Genomic DNA, 17,490 nt, shown 5'->3' with positions numbered 1-17,490 from the left:
ACCGAAATCCGTGGCATTCGATCCCGCCATTCGGGGGAGGCGCACGCCGTCGCGTCACGCCCCGCCCGACCCGCCCGGACCCCGCCCCCGCAGGGCTCCGGGCCCCTCCGCCGGGAGCCCCCCGACCGCGCCCGGAATGGCGTACGCCACACTGAGCGGCGGACCGCGGTATGACGTGCACCACGTGTGACCACACCGAACTCGCGTACGCTGACGGCTCACTCGCCCGTCGATGCCGGGCCCGAGGGACGCACCCCACGTCACCGTCGGTCCGCCGAGCGCGAGGGACTCATCGGGAGGTACGTAGATGTCCGGGACGACCACGGCCGGGGTCCGGCTGCGCAAAGCCGCCGACGACGCCAACCGCTGGGTCGTCCTGGTCGTCCTCTGTCTCAGCCTTCTGGTGGTCGCCCTCGACGCGACCGTGCTCCATGTCGCGGTTCCGTCCCTCACCGAGGACCTGCGCCCGAGCGGTACGGCCCTCCTCTGGATCGTCGACGCCTACCCCCTCGTCTGCGCCTCGCTGCTCATCCTCTTCGGCACGCTGGGTGACCGGATCGGCAGACGGCGTGTGCTGCTGCTCGGCTACGCGCTGTTCGGCGTCGCCTCCGCGCTCGCCGCCACCGCCGACACCCCCGCCGTCCTGATAGCGGCCCGCGCCCTCCTCGGCGTCGGCGGCGCGATGATCATGCCCGCCACGCTGTCGATCCTGCGCCAGGTCTTCCCCGACCGCCGGGAGCGGGCGCTCGCCATCGGGGTGTGGACCGCGGTCGCCGCCGTCGGCGCCGCCACCGGACCGGTCGTCGGCGGCTTCCTCGTCGAGCACTTCTGGTGGGGCTCGGTCTTCCTGATCAACATCCCGCTGATGGCCGTGATCCTGCCGCTGGGCCGCTGGCTGCTGCCCGAGTCGCGCGGCGGCGACGACGGCCCCTGGGACGTGCTGGGCGCGCTGATGGCCGCGGCCGGTGTGCTCGGCGTCGTCCTCGGCGTCAAGCGCCTGGGCGGCGGCGCGGGGCTCCTGGACCCGGTCTCGCTGGGCCCGCTGGCCCTCGGCCTCGCGCTGCTGATCCTCTTCGTGCGCCGCCAGAAGCGCCGCAGGCATCCGCTCATCGACATCTCGATGTTCGCCCGCCCGGCCTTCTCCACCGCCGTCGGCTGCATCGTGCTCGCCATGCTCGCGCTGGTCGGCCTCCAGCTGATCGCCGTCCAGTACCTCCAGCTGGTGCTGGGGCTCAGCCCGCTGGAGACCGGGCTGCGGCTGCTGCCGCTCACCTTCGCGGCGATGGCCGCGGGCGCCACCGGCTCGTACACCCTGCGCCGCATCGGTCCCCGCCGCATGGTCGGCTGGGGCTTCGTCCTCACCGCGGCCTCGGTGCTGCTGCTCACCTCGATGGGCCAGCACGACCGGCCCGCGCTGCTGACCTGTGCCTTCGTCCTGCTCGGCTTCGGGCTGCAGACCACGCTCTTCGGGGCGTACGAGTCGATGCTCAGCGACGCCCCGCCGGAGCGGGCGGGCGGCGCGGCGGCGATCGGCGAGACCTCCTACCAGCTGGGCGCGGGCCTCGGCATCGCCCTGCTCGGCAGCGTCATGAACGCCGCCTACGCCCCCGGCCTCTCCTCCCTGCGCGAGAAGGGCGTCCCCGCCCGTGCCGGGGCCGAGGCCTCCCACTCGCTGGGCGAGGCCTATCAGGTGGCCGCGCAGCTCGGCGGCCCGATGGGCGACCTGCTGCGCTCCACGGCCCGGCACGCCTTCGTCGGCGGCCTCCACATCACGCTCTTCGTCAGCGCGGGGCTGCTGCTGCTCGGGGCGCTGGCCGCGCTGCGGCTGCCGAAGGTCATGGACTGCCCGCCGAAGGAGCCCTGCCGCCGGGCCGAGGCCGAGACCCACCCGGCCGAGCCGCAGGCCGCCGGTTCCCGGGCCCCGAAGGCGACCGCCCCCGGCCCCCGGGCCGCCGAAGCCGTCCGTCCGGCCGGCCGGGACCGTTCGGCCCCGCGTCGGCTGCTGCCCGCGCGGCGCGAGCCGGCCGAGGCGACCGGCTCTGGACGAGCGGCACACTGAGCCGTACCGTCAGCACGACGCCCTGACTACCACTGCTAGTTTTCGGAGGGCGGGCGTCTCCCGGTCCCTCCGAGCACCGTGCGAGCCGCCGGAGGCACCCTCATGTCCAGCACCGAGTCCGCGAAGCCGTCGAAGCTCCCGCCGTTCGACGCCGCCGATCCCCTCGGCATCGACGATCTGCTCGGCCCGGACGACCTCGCGATCCGCGACACCGTCCGCACCTGGGCCACCGACCGCGTCCTGCCGCACATCGCCGAGTGGTACGAGAAGGGCGAGCTGCCCGGCATCCGCGAGCTGGCCCGCGAGCTCGGCGCCCTGGGCGCGCTCGGCATGTCGCTCGACGGGTACGGCTGCGCCGGGGCGAGCGCCGTCCAGTACGGGCTGGCCTGCCTGGAGCTGGAGGCCGCCGACTCCGGGATCCGCTCGCTCGTCTCCGTACAGGGGTCGCTCGCCATGTACGCGATCCACCGCTTCGGCTCCGAGGAGCAGAAGCAGCGGTGGCTGCCCGGCATGGCGGCGGGCGAGATCATCGGCTGCTTCGGCCTGACCGAGCCCGACCACGGCTCCGACCCGGCCGGGATGCGGACGTACGCCAAACGCGACGGCGAGGACTGGATCCTCACCGGCCGCAAGATGTGGATCACCAACGGCTCGGTCGCCGGGGTCGCCGTCGTCTGGGCGCAGACCGACGAGGGCGAGGACGGCCGGGGCATCCGCGGCTTCGTCGTCCCGACCGACGCCCCCGGCTTCTCGGCGCCCGAGATCCACCACAAGTGGTCGCTGCGCGCCTCGGTCACCAGCGAGCTGGTCATGGACGAGGTGCGGCTGCCCGCCGACGCGGTGCTGCCGGACGCGCAGGGGCTGCGCGGCCCGCTCAGCTGTCTGAGCCACGCCCGCTACGGCATCGTCTGGGGGTCCATGGGTGCGGCGCGGGCCAGCTTCGAATCCGCCCTCGACTACGCGCGGAGCCGGGAACAGTTCGGCCGGCCGATCGGTGGCTTCCAGCTCACCCAGGCCAAGCTGGCGGACATGGCCCTGGAGCTGCACAAGGGCATCCTGCTCGCCCACCACCTGGGCCGCCGGATGGACGCGGGCGGGCTCCGGCCGGAGCAGGTCAGTTTCGGCAAGCTGAACAATGTGCGGGAGGCGATCGAGATCTGCCGCACCTCGCGCACGATCCTCGGGGCCAACGGAATCTCGCTGGAGTACCCGGTGATGCGGCACGCCACGAACCTGGAGTCGGTGCTCACCTACGAGGGCACCGTGGAGATGCACCAGCTGGTCCTGGGCAAGGCGCTCACCGGTCTCGACGCCTTCCGGTGAGGGGGCGCGCCGGGACGCGCGCGCCGACCGGATGCGTTGACCGGATCTTTCCGGCGAGCGCCCTGCTCAGCTCTGGTTGAAGAAGCCGTCGGCCTTGCGGCCGGCGGCTTCGCCCGCCACCACCTGGGTGTCGGCGGGGGACAGCAGGAAGACCCGGGTGGCCACCCGGTCGATCGAGCCGCGCAGGCCGAAGATCAGCCCGGCGGCGAAGTCCACCACGCGCTTGGCGTCGGCGGGGTCCATGGCCGTGAGGTTGACGATCACCGGGACGCCGTCCCGGAAGAGCTCACCGATGGCCCGCGCGTCCCGGAAGCTGTCCGGGGTCACGGTCGCGATCCGGCGGTCCCGCTCCTCGGCCGCCTCCGCGGCCACCTGCACCCGCGGGTCGGTGACCCAGGCCTGGTTGCCCGTGCCCGTCTCCGTACCCTCGGCGTACTCGTCGTCGTAGTACCGCTCGTCGTTGTCCTCCACGAGGCCCAGCCAGGCACTCGCCTTGCGCACCGATCCCATGGACGCCTCCTCTCACCGCGGTTCTGTGGCGTTCCGCATCTCTTTCGTATCCCTATGGTCGTCCATGATGCGGATACCGCGCCAAGTAGATAGTCGGCTCGCAGGCGATTCGTGACGCTACTGGTGCAGAGGATGTGGCGATTCGTCAGGGTTGGTCCCGCATAAGGGGGGTTGCGAAAAGAAAATATGATGCTCCGGGCCGTACGGGTGATCCTGCCGACGGACGGGTGAACGGATGGCTGGATACGATGCATGCCGGTCCGGTGCAGCGAGCGGCGCGCACCGGCGATGCGGATCCCGGGGGATCGTCGTGTTCGGAATCGTCAGGCCCTGTACCCATCGGCTCTCCGAGGGGCTCAGGACCGAGTGGATGGCCCATCTCTGCGGTCTCTGCCTGGCCCTGAGGGCGGATCACGGACAGTTCGCCCGGATCGTCACGAACTATGACGGCCTGATCGTCTCCGTCCTGACGGAGGCTCAGACGGGCCGTACGCCCGAGGGCCGCCGCACCGCGGGCCCCTGCCCGCTGCGCGCCATGCGCACCGCGCCGGTCGCCAAGGGCGAGGGGGCCAGGCTCGCCGCCGCCGTCTCACTCGTCCTCGCCTCGGCCAAGGTCCGCGACCACGTCGCCGACCGGGACGGGCTGTTGGCCCGCCGCCCGGTCGCCGCCGCCGCACGCCGGGTCGCCGCCGGATGGGACCGGGCGGGCGCGCGGACCGGGGCGGCCCTCGGCTTCGACACCGCGCTCCTGGTCGACGCGGTCGACCGGCAGACCGGCATCGAGACGCTCGCCGGGCTCGGCACCCCGCTGCTGACGGTCACCGAACCCACCGAGACCGCCACCGCCGCCGCCTTCGCGCACACCGCCGTGCTCGCAGGGAAGCCGCAGAACGCCGCACCGCTCGCGGAGGCCGGCCGGCTCTTCGGGCGGCTCGCGCACCTGCTGGACGCCGTGGAGGACCGGGAGACCGACGCCGCGTCGGGCGCCTGGAACCCGCTCACCGCCACCGGCACCCCGCTGACCGAGGCGCGCCGGCTCTGCGACGACGCGCTGCACGGCGTACGGCTCGCCCTGCGCGAGGTGGAGTTCACCGACGGCAAGCTCGTCCACGTCCTGCTCGCCCATGAGCTGCGGCGCTCGGTCGACCGGGCGTTCGGCACCTCCTCCTGCTCGCACCAGGAGGGCCAGGGGCAGCAGGGGCTGCTGCTCCCGGACGCCTCCTTCGGGCCTCCGCCGGGCAACCCGTACGGAGCGCCGCCCGGCAACCCGTACGCCCCCGGCGGCCCCGGCTCCGCGCCGCCCCCGCCGCGCCCGCCCCGCGACCGGCGCGGGCTGATCGCCGGCTGTCTGGTCTGGGTCGGGCTCGCCTGCACCTGCCAGATGTGCTGCGGGAGCTTCGAGGACCCCTGGACCAGGGAGCCCCGGCAGGCGCCGTGCCAGAACTGCGGCGACTGCTGCGAGGCGTGCAGCTGCTGCGGCGACTGCGGCGAGGGCTGCTGCTGTTGCGGAGACTCCTGCGGCTGCGACTGCTGACGCCCGCCCGGCCGACGTCGGCTGCCGGGCCGACGTCGGCTCGCCTCACCCTGCCTCGGCACACTTCAGCTCACTTCAGCTCGGGCGGCGAGATCTCGGAGGCCTCGATCCCGGACTCGGTGGTGCCCCACTTCTTCAGGATGCGGTCGTAGGTCCCGTCCTCCTTGAGCCGGTTCACCGCGGCCTGGAAGGCGGGGGCCAGCGGGGTGCCCTTCTTGAAGGCGAAACCCACGTCGAGCCGCTTGAACTCGTTGAGGAAGCGCAGCCCTTCCTGCTGGCTCACCGCGTACCGCAGCCCGTTGATGGTGGACATCACCACATCGGAGCGGTTCTGCTGGAGCGAGATCCAGACGGCCGCCTGGTCGGAGTAGGTCTTGACCCTGTACGGCTTCTTGCCCGCCTCCGCGCACCGGGGCAGATTCTCCTGGAGCGTCACCTCGAAGGTGGTGCCCGCCCCGGTGGCCACGTCCAGCCCGCACAGCTGGGTGAGGTCGGTGACCTTCTTCAGCTCGCTGTCCTCGCGGACCGCGAAGCCCTGCCCGTCGTTGATGTACGTCACGAAGTCGATGGTCCTGCGGCGTACGTCGGTGACGCCGAAGTTCCCCGTGCCCAGGTCGTACTTCCCGCTGCCGAGCGCCGGCAGGATCGCCTCGAAGGACGCCACCTCGCGCTTCAGCTTCAGCCCGAGCACCCGGGCCGCCGCGTCCGCGAAGTCGATGTCCGCACCGGCCAGCGTGGAGCCGTCCTCCTCGTAGAAGGCCCCGGGCGGGGCGCCGACGGAGGAGGCGATCCGCAGCGTGCCCGCCTCACGGACCCCGGCCGGCAGCAGCTTCGCCGCGGCCTCGTCCTTCTTCACCGCGGAGACCACGTCCGTCGTCGGGGTCTTTCCCTTGACGGCGCCCTTGTCGGATCCGCCGCCCGCCGCGTCGGTCGGCTCGGCGCAGGCGGTGAGCGTCAGTGCGGCCACGGTGATCAGAGCGAACAGGGCGGTATACCGGGATCGGGACATGGCGGTGCTTCTCCGGGTTCGTCAGGGTAGGCCGACCGCCTCCGGGCCACGGCGGCACGGGGCCACGGCGGCACGGAGGGGCGGCGGGAGTGTTCGGCGGTGCGAGGGGAGGGCGAAGCGGTGTGGTGAAGGTGAAGTCACGCGAGGAACGGGGCTCTAACGCCGAAGAGAGCGGCGTGAGCAGGAAGAACCGGACAGCAGAGGGTCAGCTCAACAGGAAGAGGACCACACGCGACCGAAGTCGATGTGGGAGCGGGTGACCAGCCACTGCTGCGGATGCATGGGCCAAGTGGAACAGGCATCCGAGTGCACGTCAACCAAGGTGAGATGTACGGCTCACAGTGTGGACAGGCTTGACAACGCCCCGTGTACGCCGCTTATCTCGAAGACGGACCGGCGCTGAGGGGCCCGGTCCGTGTGTGGTTTCCGGTGTGAAGGTACGCCCCGTGTTCGATCTGAGCATCCACGGAGCTCCCGCATGCCCCCGCAGACCGTCTCGCTGCCCCCTTCCTCTTCCTCCGCCTCTTCGCCGGCGCTCGCCAAGGACGCTGCCGACGCTGTGCCGCGCATCGTCCCCGTACGCCGAACTGGCCGCTGGGCAGCGGCAGTTGTCGTCCTGGCGCTGCTCGCGCTGGCGCTGAACTCCGTCGTCCGCAACGACGCCTTCCAGTGGGACGTCGCGCTCTCCTACTTCGCCACCGTCCCCGTGCTGCGCGGACTCTGGCTCACACTCTGGCTCACCGCGGTGGTCATGGTGCTCGGCTTCGCGCTGGGCGCGCTCCTCGCCGTCCTGCGGCTCTCCGGCAACCCCGTTCTCCAGGCGGTCAGTTGGGGCTACGTCTGGCTCTTCCGGTCCACGCCGATCCTGGTCCAGCTGCTGTTCTGGTTCAACATCGGCGCGCTGTACCCGCAGATCCTCGGCGTCTCCACGGTCAGCCTCCTCGGCCCGGTCACCATCGCCGTCATCGGGCTGACGCTGCACGAGGCCGCGTACGCCGCCGAGGTCGTGCGCGGCGGGATCCTCTCCGTCGAGCGCGGACAGGTCGAGGCCGCCCAGTCCCTCGGCCTCGGCCCCTGGCGGCGGTTCCGGCGCATCGTGCTGCCGCAGGCGATGCGCTCCATCGTGCCGCCGGCCGGGAACATGCTGATCGGCACGCTCAAGGGCACCTCCATCGTCAGCATCATCGCCGTGCAGGACCTGCTGTACTCCGTCCAGCTCGTCTACCACCGCACCTACCAGGTCATCCCGCTGCTCCTCGTCGCCACCGTCTGGTACGCGCTCGTCACCACGCTGCTGAGCATCGGCCAGCGCTCTGTGGAGCGGTACTACGCCCGTGGCTCGGCGGGTGCGCGATGAGCTCCGCACCCAGTGTCGTGGTGATCGGCGGCGGCCCCCGGGGCACCGGCGTCATCGAGCGCATCGCCGCCAACGCCGGTGAGCTGTACGGGGATCAGCGCCTGGACATCCACCTGGTCGACCCCCACCCGGCGGGCGGCGGACGGATCTGGCGCCCCGATCAGTCGCCGTTGTTGTGGATGAACTCCATGGCCGAGGACGTCACCATGTTCACCGACGAGACGGTGGAACTGGCCGGACCCGTCGTGGCCGGCCCGGCCCTGGACGCCTGGGCCGAGGACGTCCGCGCGGGCCGTGTCGTGCCGGACGCGGACCCCGCCGTGCTGGCCGAGATACACGGCCTCCGCGGAGCGGACTTCCCCACCCGCCGCCTCCAGAGCGCCTACCTGCGCTGGACCTACGACCGCGCCCTGGCCGCCCTGCCGCCCGGCATCACCGTCCACGAGCACCGCACCACCGCCCTCGCCGTCACCGGCGCGCGCGGCGAACGCCAGCGCGTCCGGCTCCAGGACCGCACCGAACCCCTGCTCGCCGATCTCGTCGTGCTGACCGTGGGCCACCTCGACGCCGAGAAGGACCCCGAGCAGGAGGAGCTCGGCGCCTTCGCCCGCCGGCACGAACTGGTGCACCTGCCGCCCGACTTCACCGCCGACAGTGATCTGGCAGCCCTGCGCCCCGGCGAGCCGGTCATCGTCCGCGGCTTCGGCCTCGCCTTCATCGACCTGATGGTGCTCCTCACCGAAGGACGCGGCGGACGCCACGAGGACGGCGTCTACCTGCCCTCGGGCCGCGAACCCGTGCTGTACGTCGGATCGCGGCGCGGCGTCCCGTACCACGTGAAGATCGGCTACGGCTGGACCGGCGAACGCCCGCCGCTGCCGCGGTACGCGGACCAGGCGTGGGCCGACGAGCTGCTGAGCCGGACCGGGCCGGTCGACTTCCGGCGCGACGTCTGGCCGGCGGTCGCGAAGGAGCTGGGCCACGCCCACTACCACCGGCTGTTCACCGCCCACCCCGAGCGCACCGCCCTGGCCCACGGGGTCTTCGCCGAGAAGTACGCCGCCGCCGGCCCGGGCAGCGCCGAACTGGCCGGGATCGTCGCCGAGGCCGTACCCGACCCCGCCGACCGGCTCGACCTCGACGCCCTCGACCGGCCCCTCGGCGGGGTCCGCCTCGACTCGCCCGAGGCCCTCCAGGAAGCCCTGCGCGACTACATCACCGCCGACCTGACCCGCCGTCACGACCCGGCGCACAGCGAGGACCTCGCGGTCTTCCTCGGGCTGCTCTCCGCCTACGCCCAGCTCGTCCGGCTCGGCGACATCGGCGACCGGTGGCACGGGTTCTTCAGCTATCTGGCCTCCGGCCCGCCCGGACCCCGCCTCCACCAGCTCCTGGCCCTCTCCCGGGCCGGCGTCGTCCGCTTCCTCGGCGCGGACCTCACCGTGGAGAAGGACGAGGAGCGCGGCGTCTTCCGGGCCACCAGCGCCACCGTCCCCGGCGCGCACACCGAGGCCCGCGCCCTGGTCGAGGCCCGCCTGCCCGACCCCTCGCTCCGGCACACCGCGAGCCCGCTGCTGCGCGCGCTGCGCGACGACGGGGCCGCCGTCACCGAGACCGGCCTGCTCTCGGTGGACCCGGCCGACAGCCGGGTGCTGGACCGCGCGGGCCGCCCGCACCCGCGACGCTTCGCGCTGGGCCCGTTCACCACCGCCCGCAGCAGCGGCGCGTTCACCCGGCCCCGGACCGGCGGCCCCGCCTTCCGGCAGAACGACGCCGCCGCGCGCGCCGCGCTCACCTTCCTGCGCGACCTCTCCTGTCGCGGTCGGCTCGCCTCCTGACCTGCCGCCCGCCTCTTTCCGTACCACCGCCGCCTGAGCGCCCAAGGACTCCTCTCATGTCGCTGACCAGCGATCCACCCATCGACCCACCCACCCGGCCCGATCAGCCGTCCGATCCGGCCGCCGGCCCGCCCACGGACAAGGCGGCCGACCACGAGGCGCTGACCGTCGTGCCCGTACGCCACCCCTGGCGGTGGGTCGCCATCGTCGCGACGGCCGTCCTGGTGGCGCAGTTCCTCAACGGGCTGATCACCAACCCCGGCTGGGAATGGGACGTCTTCGCGCAGTTCTTCACCGCGCCGACCATCCTCAAGGCCGTCTGGGTCACGCTCCAACTGACCGTCTACGGAACGGCGATCGGCTTCGCGCTCGGTGTCGTCCTGGCCTTCATGCGGCTGTCGGCGAGTGTGTTCCTGAGGACGGTCGCGTACGGCTACATCTGGGCGTTCCGCTCGATCCCGCTCATCGTGCAACTGCTGTTCTGGTTCAACCTCGCCTATCTCTACAAGGAGTTGCAGTTCGGCATCCCGTTCGGGCCCGGCTTCTTCTCCTTCGACACGATGAACCTCGTCGGGGCGACGAGCGCGGCCGTCCTCGGTCTCGCCCTGCACCAGGCGGCGTACGCGGCGGAGATCGTGCGCGGCGGCGTACTGGCCGTCGGCGCGGGCCAGTTGGAGGCCGCGGCCGCCCTCGGCATACCCAAGGTCCGGCAGCTGCGGCGGATCGTCCTGCCGCAGGCGATGCGCTCCATCCTGCCCAACGCCGCCAACGAGATCATCTCGCTGTTCAAGGGCACCTCGATCGTCTCCGTCATGGCGATCGGCGAACTCTTCTACCAGGTGCAGGTGGTCTACGGCCGCAACGGCCGGGTGGTGCCCCTGCTGATGGTCGCCACCGTCTGGTACATCCTGCTGACCACCGCGCTCTCCGTCCTCCAGTACTACGTCGAACGTCACTACGCCAAGGGGGCCGTGCGATGAGCGCACCCAGCGATGCCATGGTCGAGATCCGCTCCGTGCACAAGAAGTTCGGCTCCCTGGAGGTGCTGCGCGGCATCGACCTGTCCGTCCGGCCCGGCGAGGTGACCGTCATCCTCGGCCCCTCCGGCTCCGGCAAGTCCACCCTGCTGCGCACCATCAACCACCTGGAGAAGGTCGACCAGGGCTGGATCAGCGTGGACGGCACCCTGGTCGGCTACCGCCGGGACGGCAACAAGCTCTACGAGCTGCGCGAGCGCGAGGTGCTGCGCCAGCGCACCAAGATTGGCTTCGTCTTCCAGAACTTCAACCTCTTCCCGCACCTCACCGTCGTGGAGAACATCATCGAGGCGCCGGTCTCGGCGCTGCGCCGCCCCCGCAAGGAAGCCGTCGCGGCGGCCGAGAAGCTGCTCGACCGGGTCGGCCTCTCCGACAAGGCGGCCGCCTACCCCGCACAGCTCTCCGGCGGCCAGCAGCAGCGCGTCGCCATCGCCCGCGCCCTGGCCCTGGAGCCGCGTCTGCTGCTCTTCGACGAGCCGACCTCCGCGCTCGACCCCGAACTCGTCGGCGAGGTCCTCGACGTCATCAAGGACCTGGCCCTCGGCGGCACCACGATGATCGTCGTCACCCATGAGATCGGCTTCGCCCGCGAGGTCGCCGACACGGTCGTCTTCATGGACGAGGGCCGCATCGTCGAGCAGGGCCCGCCCGCCGACGTACTCGACCACCCCACCCAGGAACGCACCCGCGCGTTCCTCTCCAAGGTTCTCTGACCCGCCCGTATGTTCCGCACCCTCGCAAGGAGTACCCACGTGTCCGTCCGCCGCGGCATCACCCTCGCCCTCGCCACCCTCACCGCCACCGGTCTGCTCACCGCCTGCGGCTCCGACCCCTCCTCCGACCTGGCAGCCCCCAAGGGTCACAAGGACACCGGGGTCAACATCGGACCCGACCAGGACCGCATCAGAGGCAAGAAAGTCGCGGCCGCCGCCGACCTCGTACCGGAGGCGATCCGCAAGCGCGGCACGCTGAAGATCGGGGCCAGTGCGGACGCCTCGCCGCCGCTCGGCTTCTACGCCACCGACGACAAGACCCGGATCGGCTCCGAGATCGACATCGCCACCCTCGTCGCCGACACCCTGGGCCTCAAGCCGCAGTTCGAGGAGGTCTCCTGGGAGAACCTCTTCGTCGGCCTGGACAGCGCCAAGTTCGACGCCGTCCTGTCCAACGTCACCGTGACCGAGGAGCGCAAGGAGAAGTACGACTTCGCCACCTACCGGCTCGACAACATCGCCTTCGAGGCCAAGAAGGGCTCCGGCTGGAAGGTGAAGGAGCCGGCCGACGTGGCGGGCAGGACGATCTCCGTCTCCTCCGGCACCAACCAGGAGAAGATCCTCGTCGAGTGGAGCGAGGAGAACGTCAAGGCCGGGCGCAAGCCGGTGGAGATCAAGTACTTCCAGAAGGACACCGACTACTACCTGGCCCTCCAGTCCGGCCGTATCGACGCCCACCTCGGCCCGAGCCCCACCGCCGCCTACCACGTCGCCACGGCGGGCCAGTCCGAGATCGTCGGCCAGCTCTCCGGCGCCGGCGGCGACCTCCAGGGCAAGATCGCCGCCACCACGAAGAAGGACAGCGGCCTGGTCGAGGCGTACGCCGCCGCGATCAACCACATCGTGCAGGACGGCTCGTACGGCAAGGTCCTGGAGCGCTGGGGGCTCAGCGGCGAGGCCGTGGAGAAGTCGGAGATCAACCCGCCCGGCCTGCCCAAGACCAAGAGCTGACGACAGGCCCTGACGGCGTCGTCGTGGCCGGGCTCCGTCCGGCCCGGCCACGACGACCCCCGCGCGGCCCCCGACCGACCGCAGACCCGAGAGGTCCCCGCCATGTCCGCCCGTACATCCCTCCATCTGGCCGCCGAGATCGGCGGCCCGCCGCACTACGACGCCGGTCACTACCTCCGGCTGGCCAAGCTCGCCGAGGACGGCGCGCTCGACTACGTCACCCTCGGCGACTCCTTCGCCCGCCCCGGGCTCGACGCGCTCGCCGTCCTCGCCCGCGTCGCGCCCGCCACCGACCGCATCGGGCTCGTCCCGACCGTCACCACCACCCACACCGAGCCCTTCCACGTCTCCTCGGCCGTCGCCACCCTGGACTGGGTGAGCCGGGGCCGCGCGGGCTGGAGCGCGGACGTCTCCACCACCGAGGCGGAGGCCCGGCTCTTCGGCCGCCGCACCGCCGCACCGCCCGCCGCGCTGTGGCAGGAGGCCGGGGAAGTGGCCGACGTCTCCGGGCGGCTGTGGGACAGCTGGGAGGACGACGCCGAGATCCGGGACGCCACCACCGGCCGCTTCATCGACCGGGACAAGCTGCACTACGTCGACTTCGAGGGCTCCACCTTCACGGTGAAGGGCCCGGCGATCGTGCCGCGCCCGCCGCAGGGCCGCCCCGTCACCGTCATCGACGCCACCACCGGACCGGCCCGCGAGGCGGCCGCCCGGCACGCCGACGTCGTCCACATCCGGGCCACCACCCCCGAGCAGGCGGCCGCCGTCCGCGACGAGGTGCGCGCCAAGGCCGCCGCCCACGGGCGCGACCCCGGGACCCTGCGGGTCCTGGTCGCGCTCACCGTCGACCTCGGCGACGTGGAGACCGCGCCGGAGCCCGGCCTGGAGAGCGGACCGCAGCTCGCCGGGCGCGGCACCTACTTCCGGGGCGGCCCGGTCGACCTCGCCGACCTCATCGCCCAGTGGCACCGGGCGGGCGCGGCCGACGGCTTCCACCTCACACCCATCACCCCCGAACGCGACCTCGAAAGGATCGTCAACGGCACCGTGGCCCTCCTCCAGCACCGCAGTCTCTTCCGCACCTTCCACCCCGGCGGCACCCTGCGCGAACACCTGGGGCTCGTCCGCCCCGTCAGCCGGTACGCCGCCGCCAGGACCGCCGCGAAGGAGGCCTGACCGTGCCCCGTCCGATGCACCTCGCCGCCCATTTCCCCGGCGTCAACAACACCACCGTCTGGGCCGATCCGCGCTCCCGCAGCCAGATCGAGTTCTCCTCCTTCGAGCACCTGGCCAGGACGGCGGAGCGCGGGAAGTTCGACTTCTTCTTCCTCGCCGAGGGGCTGCGGCTGCGCGAGCACAACGGCCGCGTCCACGACCTCGACGTGGTCGGCCGGCCCGAATCGCTGACCGTGCTGAACGCGCTGGCCGCCGTCACCGAGAAGCTCGGCCTGGCCGCCACGGTCAACGCCACCTTCAACGAGCCGTACGAACTGGCCCGCCGGCTCGCCACCCTCGACCACCTCAGCGCGGGGCGCGCCGCCTGGAACGTGGTGACCTCCTCCGACGCCTTCACCGGGGAGAACTTCCGCCGCGGCGGCTATCTGGACCGGGCCGACCGGTATACGAGGGCCGCCGAGTTCGTCGCCACCGCCCGGGAACTGTGGGACTCCTGGACGCCCGACGGCACATCGAGGCCCTTCACGCACGAGGGGCCGCAGTTCACGATCTCCGGTGAGTTCACCGTGCCGCGCTCGCCGCAGGGCCACCCGGTGGTCATCCAGGCCGGGGACTCCGACGAGGGCCGGGAGTTCGCCGCATCGGCCGCCGACATCATCTTCACCCGGCACGGCACCCTGGAGGCGGGCCGGACCTTCTACGCCGACGTCAAGGCGCGGCTCGCGGCGTACGGCAGGCAGCCCGACAGCCTCAAGATCATGCCCGGTGTCACCGTGGTGACCGGCGACACCGACGCCGAGGCCCAGGAGAACGCCGCCGAGATCCGCCGGCAACAGGTCTCGCCGCAGAACGCGATCCTCACCGCCGAACAGATCTGGGGCACCGACCTCTCCGCGTACGACCCCGACGGGCCGCTCCCCGACATCGACCCGGTCCCCGACTCCGAGATCACCCAGGGCCGGGTCCGGCACGGCGATCCCTTCGCGATCGTCGCCCGCTGGCGTGCGCTCGCCGAGGCCAAGGGGCTGTCGCTGCGGCAGACCGTCATCGAGACGACCACCCGGCAGTCGTTCATCGGCTCGCCCGCCACGGTCGCGGCGGAGCTGACCGCGTTCGTCGACGAACGGGCCGCCGACGGCTTCATCCTCGTCCCCCATCTCACCCCCGGCGGCCTGGACGACTTCGTCGACCGGGTCGTGCCGCTCCTCCAGGAGAGCGGAGCTTTTCGCTCCGAATACACCGGCTCCACGCTGCGGTCGCACCTCGGCCTGCCGGAGCCGGTATGGAAAGGTTGACCGCATGAGCACGGACGCAACGCAGCAGGAGCAGGGCGGCGGGCCGGATGCCGCGCAGGACTGGCAGCGGTGGCACGAAGGGCGCGTCGTCGCCGTCGCCGCCCCGTACGGCCCGCTCGCCCTGACCGGAACCCACTGGCTCTCCGACTACCCGGAAGGTCGAATTCCGGCCGTCCCTGGGCACTGGCGCGAGGACGGCGACGAGGTGGTCCTCACGGCCGCCGCCGAGGACGGCGTCGTGGTCGACGGCAAGCCGCTGACCGGCGAGGTCCGGCTCGGCGCGGACCGCGGGCCGATCGACGACTCCCGGGTGGCGCAGGGCGGGCGGCGACTGGTGGTGCTCCGCCGCGAAGGGCTCTGGGCGGTACGGGACTTCGACCCGGGATCGCCCGCCCGGCACGCCTTCTCGACCATCGAGGCCACTCCGTACGACCCCCGCTGGGCGCTGCCGGGGACCTTCCGGCCGTACGGCGGCGACCGGACCGTACGGGTGGCCAACGCGGACGGGGTCGAGCGCGGTCTCGGGCTCGGCGGCGAGATCGCCTTCACGGTGGACGGCGAGGAGCACACGCTCCAGGTCGCGGTCGAACCGGACGGGTCGCTGTGGGCTGTCTTCGCCGACGCGACCAGCGGGAACAGTAGCTACCGCTTCCGCTTTCTGCGGCCCGGCGCGCCCGCCGCCGACGGCAGCGTGAACGTCGACTTCAACCGCGCGCTGCTGCCGCCGTGCGCCTTCGCCGATCACTTCATCTGCCCCTTCCCGCCCCCGGGCAACACGCTCGCCGTGGCGGTCCCGGCGGGGGAGCGGAACCGGATCGACGCCTGAGCCGCGGAAGCGGTCCCTCCGGCCCCGGCAGCCCCATGGCTCCCGGGGCCGGATGCGTAAGGGGTCCAGGTGGCCGAAAGGCATGCTTGCGCCTCTCGTCCGGCCCCCTCGATACTCCGGTCAGCGATTGTCAGGGGCACGGCAACTCCGGAATCCGGACAGGCCCCCGACTGCGCCTCACGGGCCCGCCACCCCACAGGAGGGCCCCCGATTCCCCTCGGAGGAACCCGAAGTGAGGATCAAGCGCACCAACAACCGCTCGAACGCGGCGAGACGCGTCCGTACCACGGCCGTCCTCGCGGGGCTCGCCGCCGTCGCGGCGATGGCTATCCCCACCGCGAACGCCGAAACCCCCCGAACGTTCAGCGCCAACCAGCTGACCGCGGCGAGCGACGCCGTGCTCGGCGCCGACATCGCGGGTACCGCCTGGAACATCGACCCGCAGTCCAAGCGCCTCGTCGTCACCGTGGACAGCACGGTCTCGCAGGCGGAGATCAACCAGATCAAGAAGTCGGCCGGAGCCAACGCCGATGCCCTGCGCATCGAGCGCACCCCCGGGAAGTTCACCAAGCTGATCTCCGGCGGCGACGCGATCTACTCGAGCACCGGACGCTGCTCCCTCGGCTTCAACGTCCGCAGCGGCAGCACCTACTACTTCCTCACCGCCGGTCACTGCACCGACGGCGCGAGCACCTGGTGGGCCAACTCGGCCCGCACCACCGTGCTCGGCACGACCGCCGGGTCGAGCTTCCCGAACAACGACTACGGCATCGTGCGCTACACCAACACCACCATTCCCAAGGACGGCACGGTCGGCGGCCAGGACATCACCAGCGCCGCCAACGCCACCGTCGGCATGGCCGTCACCCGCCGCGGCTCCACCACCGGTACCCACAGCGGTTCGGTCACCGCGCTCAACGCCACCGTCAACTACGGGGGCGGCGACGTCGTCTACGGCATGATCCGCACCAACGTGTGCGCCGAGCCCGGCGACTCCGGCGGCCCGCTCTACTCCGGCACCCGGGCGATCGGTCTCACCTCCGGCGGCAGCGGCAACTGCTCCTCCGGCGGCACGACCTTCTTCCAGCCGGTCACCGAGGCGCTGAGCGCGTACGGCGTCAGCGTGTACTGACCGGCCCCGCCCGGCAGCGTACGGAGCTGTCCGTACATACGTGCCCCCGTCCGGAATTCCGGACGGGGGCTCCCGCTCGCCGGGGGCTCTTGAGAGGATGTCGCCACGACGGGTCGTCGTGACGGGGCGACGGGGGCAGACCCGCCCCCGAGGTGTGCTCCGCCGGCATCAGGGGGTTGCAGGTCCGTGAATCGCATCGGAGTGACCGGTCACCGCTCCATCCCCGCCGAGGCCGAGGCGCATGTGCGCGCGGGGCTGCGGGCCGCGCTGTGCGGCCTCGACGGGGCGACGCAGGCGTTCTCCAGTCTGGCGGTCGGCGCCGACCAGATCTTCGCCGACCTCGCCCTCACCTGCGGCGCCGAACTGACCGCCGTGATCCCCAGCGGCGACTACGAGGCCTGCTTCGAGAACGCCGCCGACCTCGCCCGCTACCGGACGCTCAAGGCCCGCGCGGTGCGGGAGGTCCGCCTCGACTTCCCGCACTCCACCGACGAGGCCTACTACGCCGCGGGCGCCTACATCGCCGACCACTGCGACCGGCTGCTCGCGGTCTGGGACGGCCTCCCGTCCCGCGGCCTCGGCGGCACGGGCGACATCGTGACCTACGCCCGCACCCTGGGCCGCCCGGTCACCGTGATCTGGCGCGACGGAGTCCTGCGCGGCTGAC

At 72.2% G+C, this 17,490-nt stretch carries 15 protein-coding genes; 13 read left to right on the top strand and 2 right to left on the bottom strand.

Going from position 1 to position 17,490, the window contains the following annotated elements; translation table 11 throughout:
- Positions 1-307 precede the first annotated feature (307 nt).
- Complete coding sequence (locus KV381_RS06505) at positions 308-2,059, top strand: MFS transporter (RefSeq protein WP_218784871.1); 1,752 nt, start codon at positions 308-310, stop codon at positions 2,057-2,059.
- A 102-nt stretch (positions 2,060-2,161) separates the two neighbouring features.
- Positions 2,162-3,382, top strand: coding sequence for an acyl-CoA dehydrogenase family protein (locus KV381_RS06500; protein WP_030085782.1), 1,221 nt, complete (start codon positions 2,162-2,164; stop codon positions 3,380-3,382).
- Positions 3,383-3,448: 66 nt separating this feature from the next.
- Here KV381_RS06500 and KV381_RS06495 read toward each other — a convergent pair whose 3' ends face one another.
- Entirely contained in the window at positions 3,449-3,892 is a 444-nt protein-coding gene (locus KV381_RS06495) for a cell division protein SepF (RefSeq protein ID WP_030085780.1), read from the bottom strand.
- A 310-nt stretch (positions 3,893-4,202) separates the two neighbouring features.
- Here KV381_RS06495 and KV381_RS06490 point away from each other — a divergent pair, with 310 nt between their 5' ends.
- A complete protein-coding gene (locus KV381_RS06490; protein ID WP_030085778.1) occupies positions 4,203-5,426 on the top strand; it encodes a DUF5685 family protein in 1,224 nt (407 codons plus the stop codon).
- 70 nt (positions 5,427-5,496) lie between these two features.
- On the opposite strand, the gene KV381_RS06485 is transcribed toward KV381_RS06490, so the two are convergent.
- A complete protein-coding gene (locus KV381_RS06485) occupies positions 5,497-6,435 on the bottom strand; it encodes an ABC transporter substrate-binding protein (protein WP_218784869.1) in 939 nt (312 codons plus the stop codon).
- Between the two features lie 478 nt (positions 6,436-6,913).
- Between KV381_RS06485 and KV381_RS06480 the strand changes: the two genes are divergently transcribed.
- The 10 genes from KV381_RS06480 to KV381_RS06435 all read left to right on the top strand — a co-directional run bounded on the left by KV381_RS06480 (position 6,914) and on the right by KV381_RS06435 (position 17,489).
- On the top strand, positions 6,914-7,792 hold the full coding sequence (locus KV381_RS06480) for an amino acid ABC transporter permease (RefSeq protein WP_098024585.1): 879 nt from the start codon (positions 6,914-6,916) through the stop codon (positions 7,790-7,792).
- On the top strand, positions 7,789-9,630 hold the full coding sequence (locus KV381_RS06475; protein ID WP_218784867.1) for an FAD/NAD(P)-binding domain-containing protein: 1,842 nt from the start codon (positions 7,789-7,791) through the stop codon (positions 9,628-9,630). The genes KV381_RS06480 and KV381_RS06475 overlap by 4 nt, the downstream gene beginning before the upstream one ends.
- 56 nt (positions 9,631-9,686) lie before the next feature.
- Positions 9,687-10,610, top strand: coding sequence for an amino acid ABC transporter permease (locus tag KV381_RS06470; RefSeq protein ID WP_030085769.1), 924 nt, complete (start codon positions 9,687-9,689; stop codon positions 10,608-10,610).
- A 17-nt stretch (positions 10,611-10,627) separates the two neighbouring features.
- Positions 10,628-11,380, top strand: coding sequence for an amino acid ABC transporter ATP-binding protein (locus KV381_RS06465; protein ID WP_086779285.1), 753 nt, complete (start codon positions 10,628-10,630; stop codon positions 11,378-11,380).
- Between the two features lie 39 nt (positions 11,381-11,419).
- Positions 11,420-12,391 (top strand): ABC transporter substrate-binding protein, encoded by a 972-nt coding sequence (locus KV381_RS06460; RefSeq protein ID WP_030085763.1) that lies wholly within the window; start codon positions 11,420-11,422, stop codon positions 12,389-12,391.
- A 102-nt stretch (positions 12,392-12,493) separates the two neighbouring features.
- Positions 12,494-13,570 carry an LLM class flavin-dependent oxidoreductase gene (locus KV381_RS06455; protein ID WP_218784865.1) on the top strand — a complete coding sequence of 359 codons (1,077 nt, stop codon included), beginning with the start codon at positions 12,494-12,496 and terminating at the stop codon, positions 13,568-13,570.
- Positions 13,571-13,584: 14 nt separating this feature from the next.
- Positions 13,585-14,865 (top strand): NtaA/DmoA family FMN-dependent monooxygenase, encoded by a 1,281-nt coding sequence (locus tag KV381_RS06450; protein ID WP_086779293.1) that lies wholly within the window; start codon positions 13,585-13,587, stop codon positions 14,863-14,865.
- A gap of 4 nt (positions 14,866-14,869) precedes the next feature.
- Complete coding sequence (locus KV381_RS06445) at positions 14,870-15,691, top strand: DUF1684 domain-containing protein (protein WP_030085756.1); 822 nt, start codon at positions 14,870-14,872, stop codon at positions 15,689-15,691.
- 232 nt (positions 15,692-15,923) lie between these two features.
- Positions 15,924-16,823: a S1 family peptidase gene (locus KV381_RS06440; RefSeq protein ID WP_030631033.1), complete on the top strand. Its 900-nt coding sequence runs from the start codon at positions 15,924-15,926 to the stop codon at positions 16,821-16,823.
- A 186-nt stretch (positions 16,824-17,009) separates the two neighbouring features.
- On the top strand, positions 17,010-17,489 hold the full coding sequence (locus tag KV381_RS06435; protein WP_030631047.1) for a hypothetical protein: 480 nt from the start codon (positions 17,010-17,012) through the stop codon (positions 17,487-17,489).
- Position 17,490: the final 1 nt, after the last annotated feature.

This window comes from Streptomyces sp. WY228 (assembly GCF_019287315.1).
Lineage (GTDB): Bacteria > Actinomycetota > Actinomycetes > Streptomycetales > Streptomycetaceae > Streptomyces > Streptomyces caviscabies.
The sequence above is the reverse complement of the archived record's forward strand: the minus strand, read 5'-3'. Positions and strand labels throughout refer to the sequence as shown.

Coding starts and splice junctions, on each gene's coding strand:
- KV381_RS06505 (WP_218784871.1), top strand. CDS start 308: ATGTCCGGGACGACCACGGCCGGGGTCCGGCTGCGCAAAGCCGCCGAC.
- KV381_RS06500 (WP_030085782.1), top strand. CDS start 2,162: ATGTCCAGCACCGAGTCCGCGAAGCCGTCGAAGCTCCCGCCGTTCGAC.
- KV381_RS06495 (WP_030085780.1), bottom strand. CDS start 3,892: ATGGGATCGGTGCGCAAGGCGAGTGCCTGGCTGGGCCTCGTGGAGGAC.
- KV381_RS06485 (WP_218784869.1), bottom strand. CDS start 6,435: ATGTCCCGATCCCGGTATACCGCCCTGTTCGCTCTGATCACCGTGGCC.
- KV381_RS06480 (WP_098024585.1), top strand. CDS start 6,914: ATGCCCCCGCAGACCGTCTCGCTGCCCCCTTCCTCTTCCTCCGCCTCT.
- KV381_RS06475 (WP_218784867.1), top strand. CDS start 7,789: ATGAGCTCCGCACCCAGTGTCGTGGTGATCGGCGGCGGCCCCCGGGGC.
- KV381_RS06470 (WP_030085769.1), top strand. CDS start 9,687: ATGTCGCTGACCAGCGATCCACCCATCGACCCACCCACCCGGCCCGAT.
- KV381_RS06465 (WP_086779285.1), top strand. CDS start 10,628: ATGGTCGAGATCCGCTCCGTGCACAAGAAGTTCGGCTCCCTGGAGGTG.
- KV381_RS06455 (WP_218784865.1), top strand. CDS start 12,494: ATGTCCGCCCGTACATCCCTCCATCTGGCCGCCGAGATCGGCGGCCCG.
- KV381_RS06450 (WP_086779293.1), top strand. CDS start 13,585: ATGCACCTCGCCGCCCATTTCCCCGGCGTCAACAACACCACCGTCTGG.
- KV381_RS06445 (WP_030085756.1), top strand. CDS start 14,870: ATGAGCACGGACGCAACGCAGCAGGAGCAGGGCGGCGGGCCGGATGCC.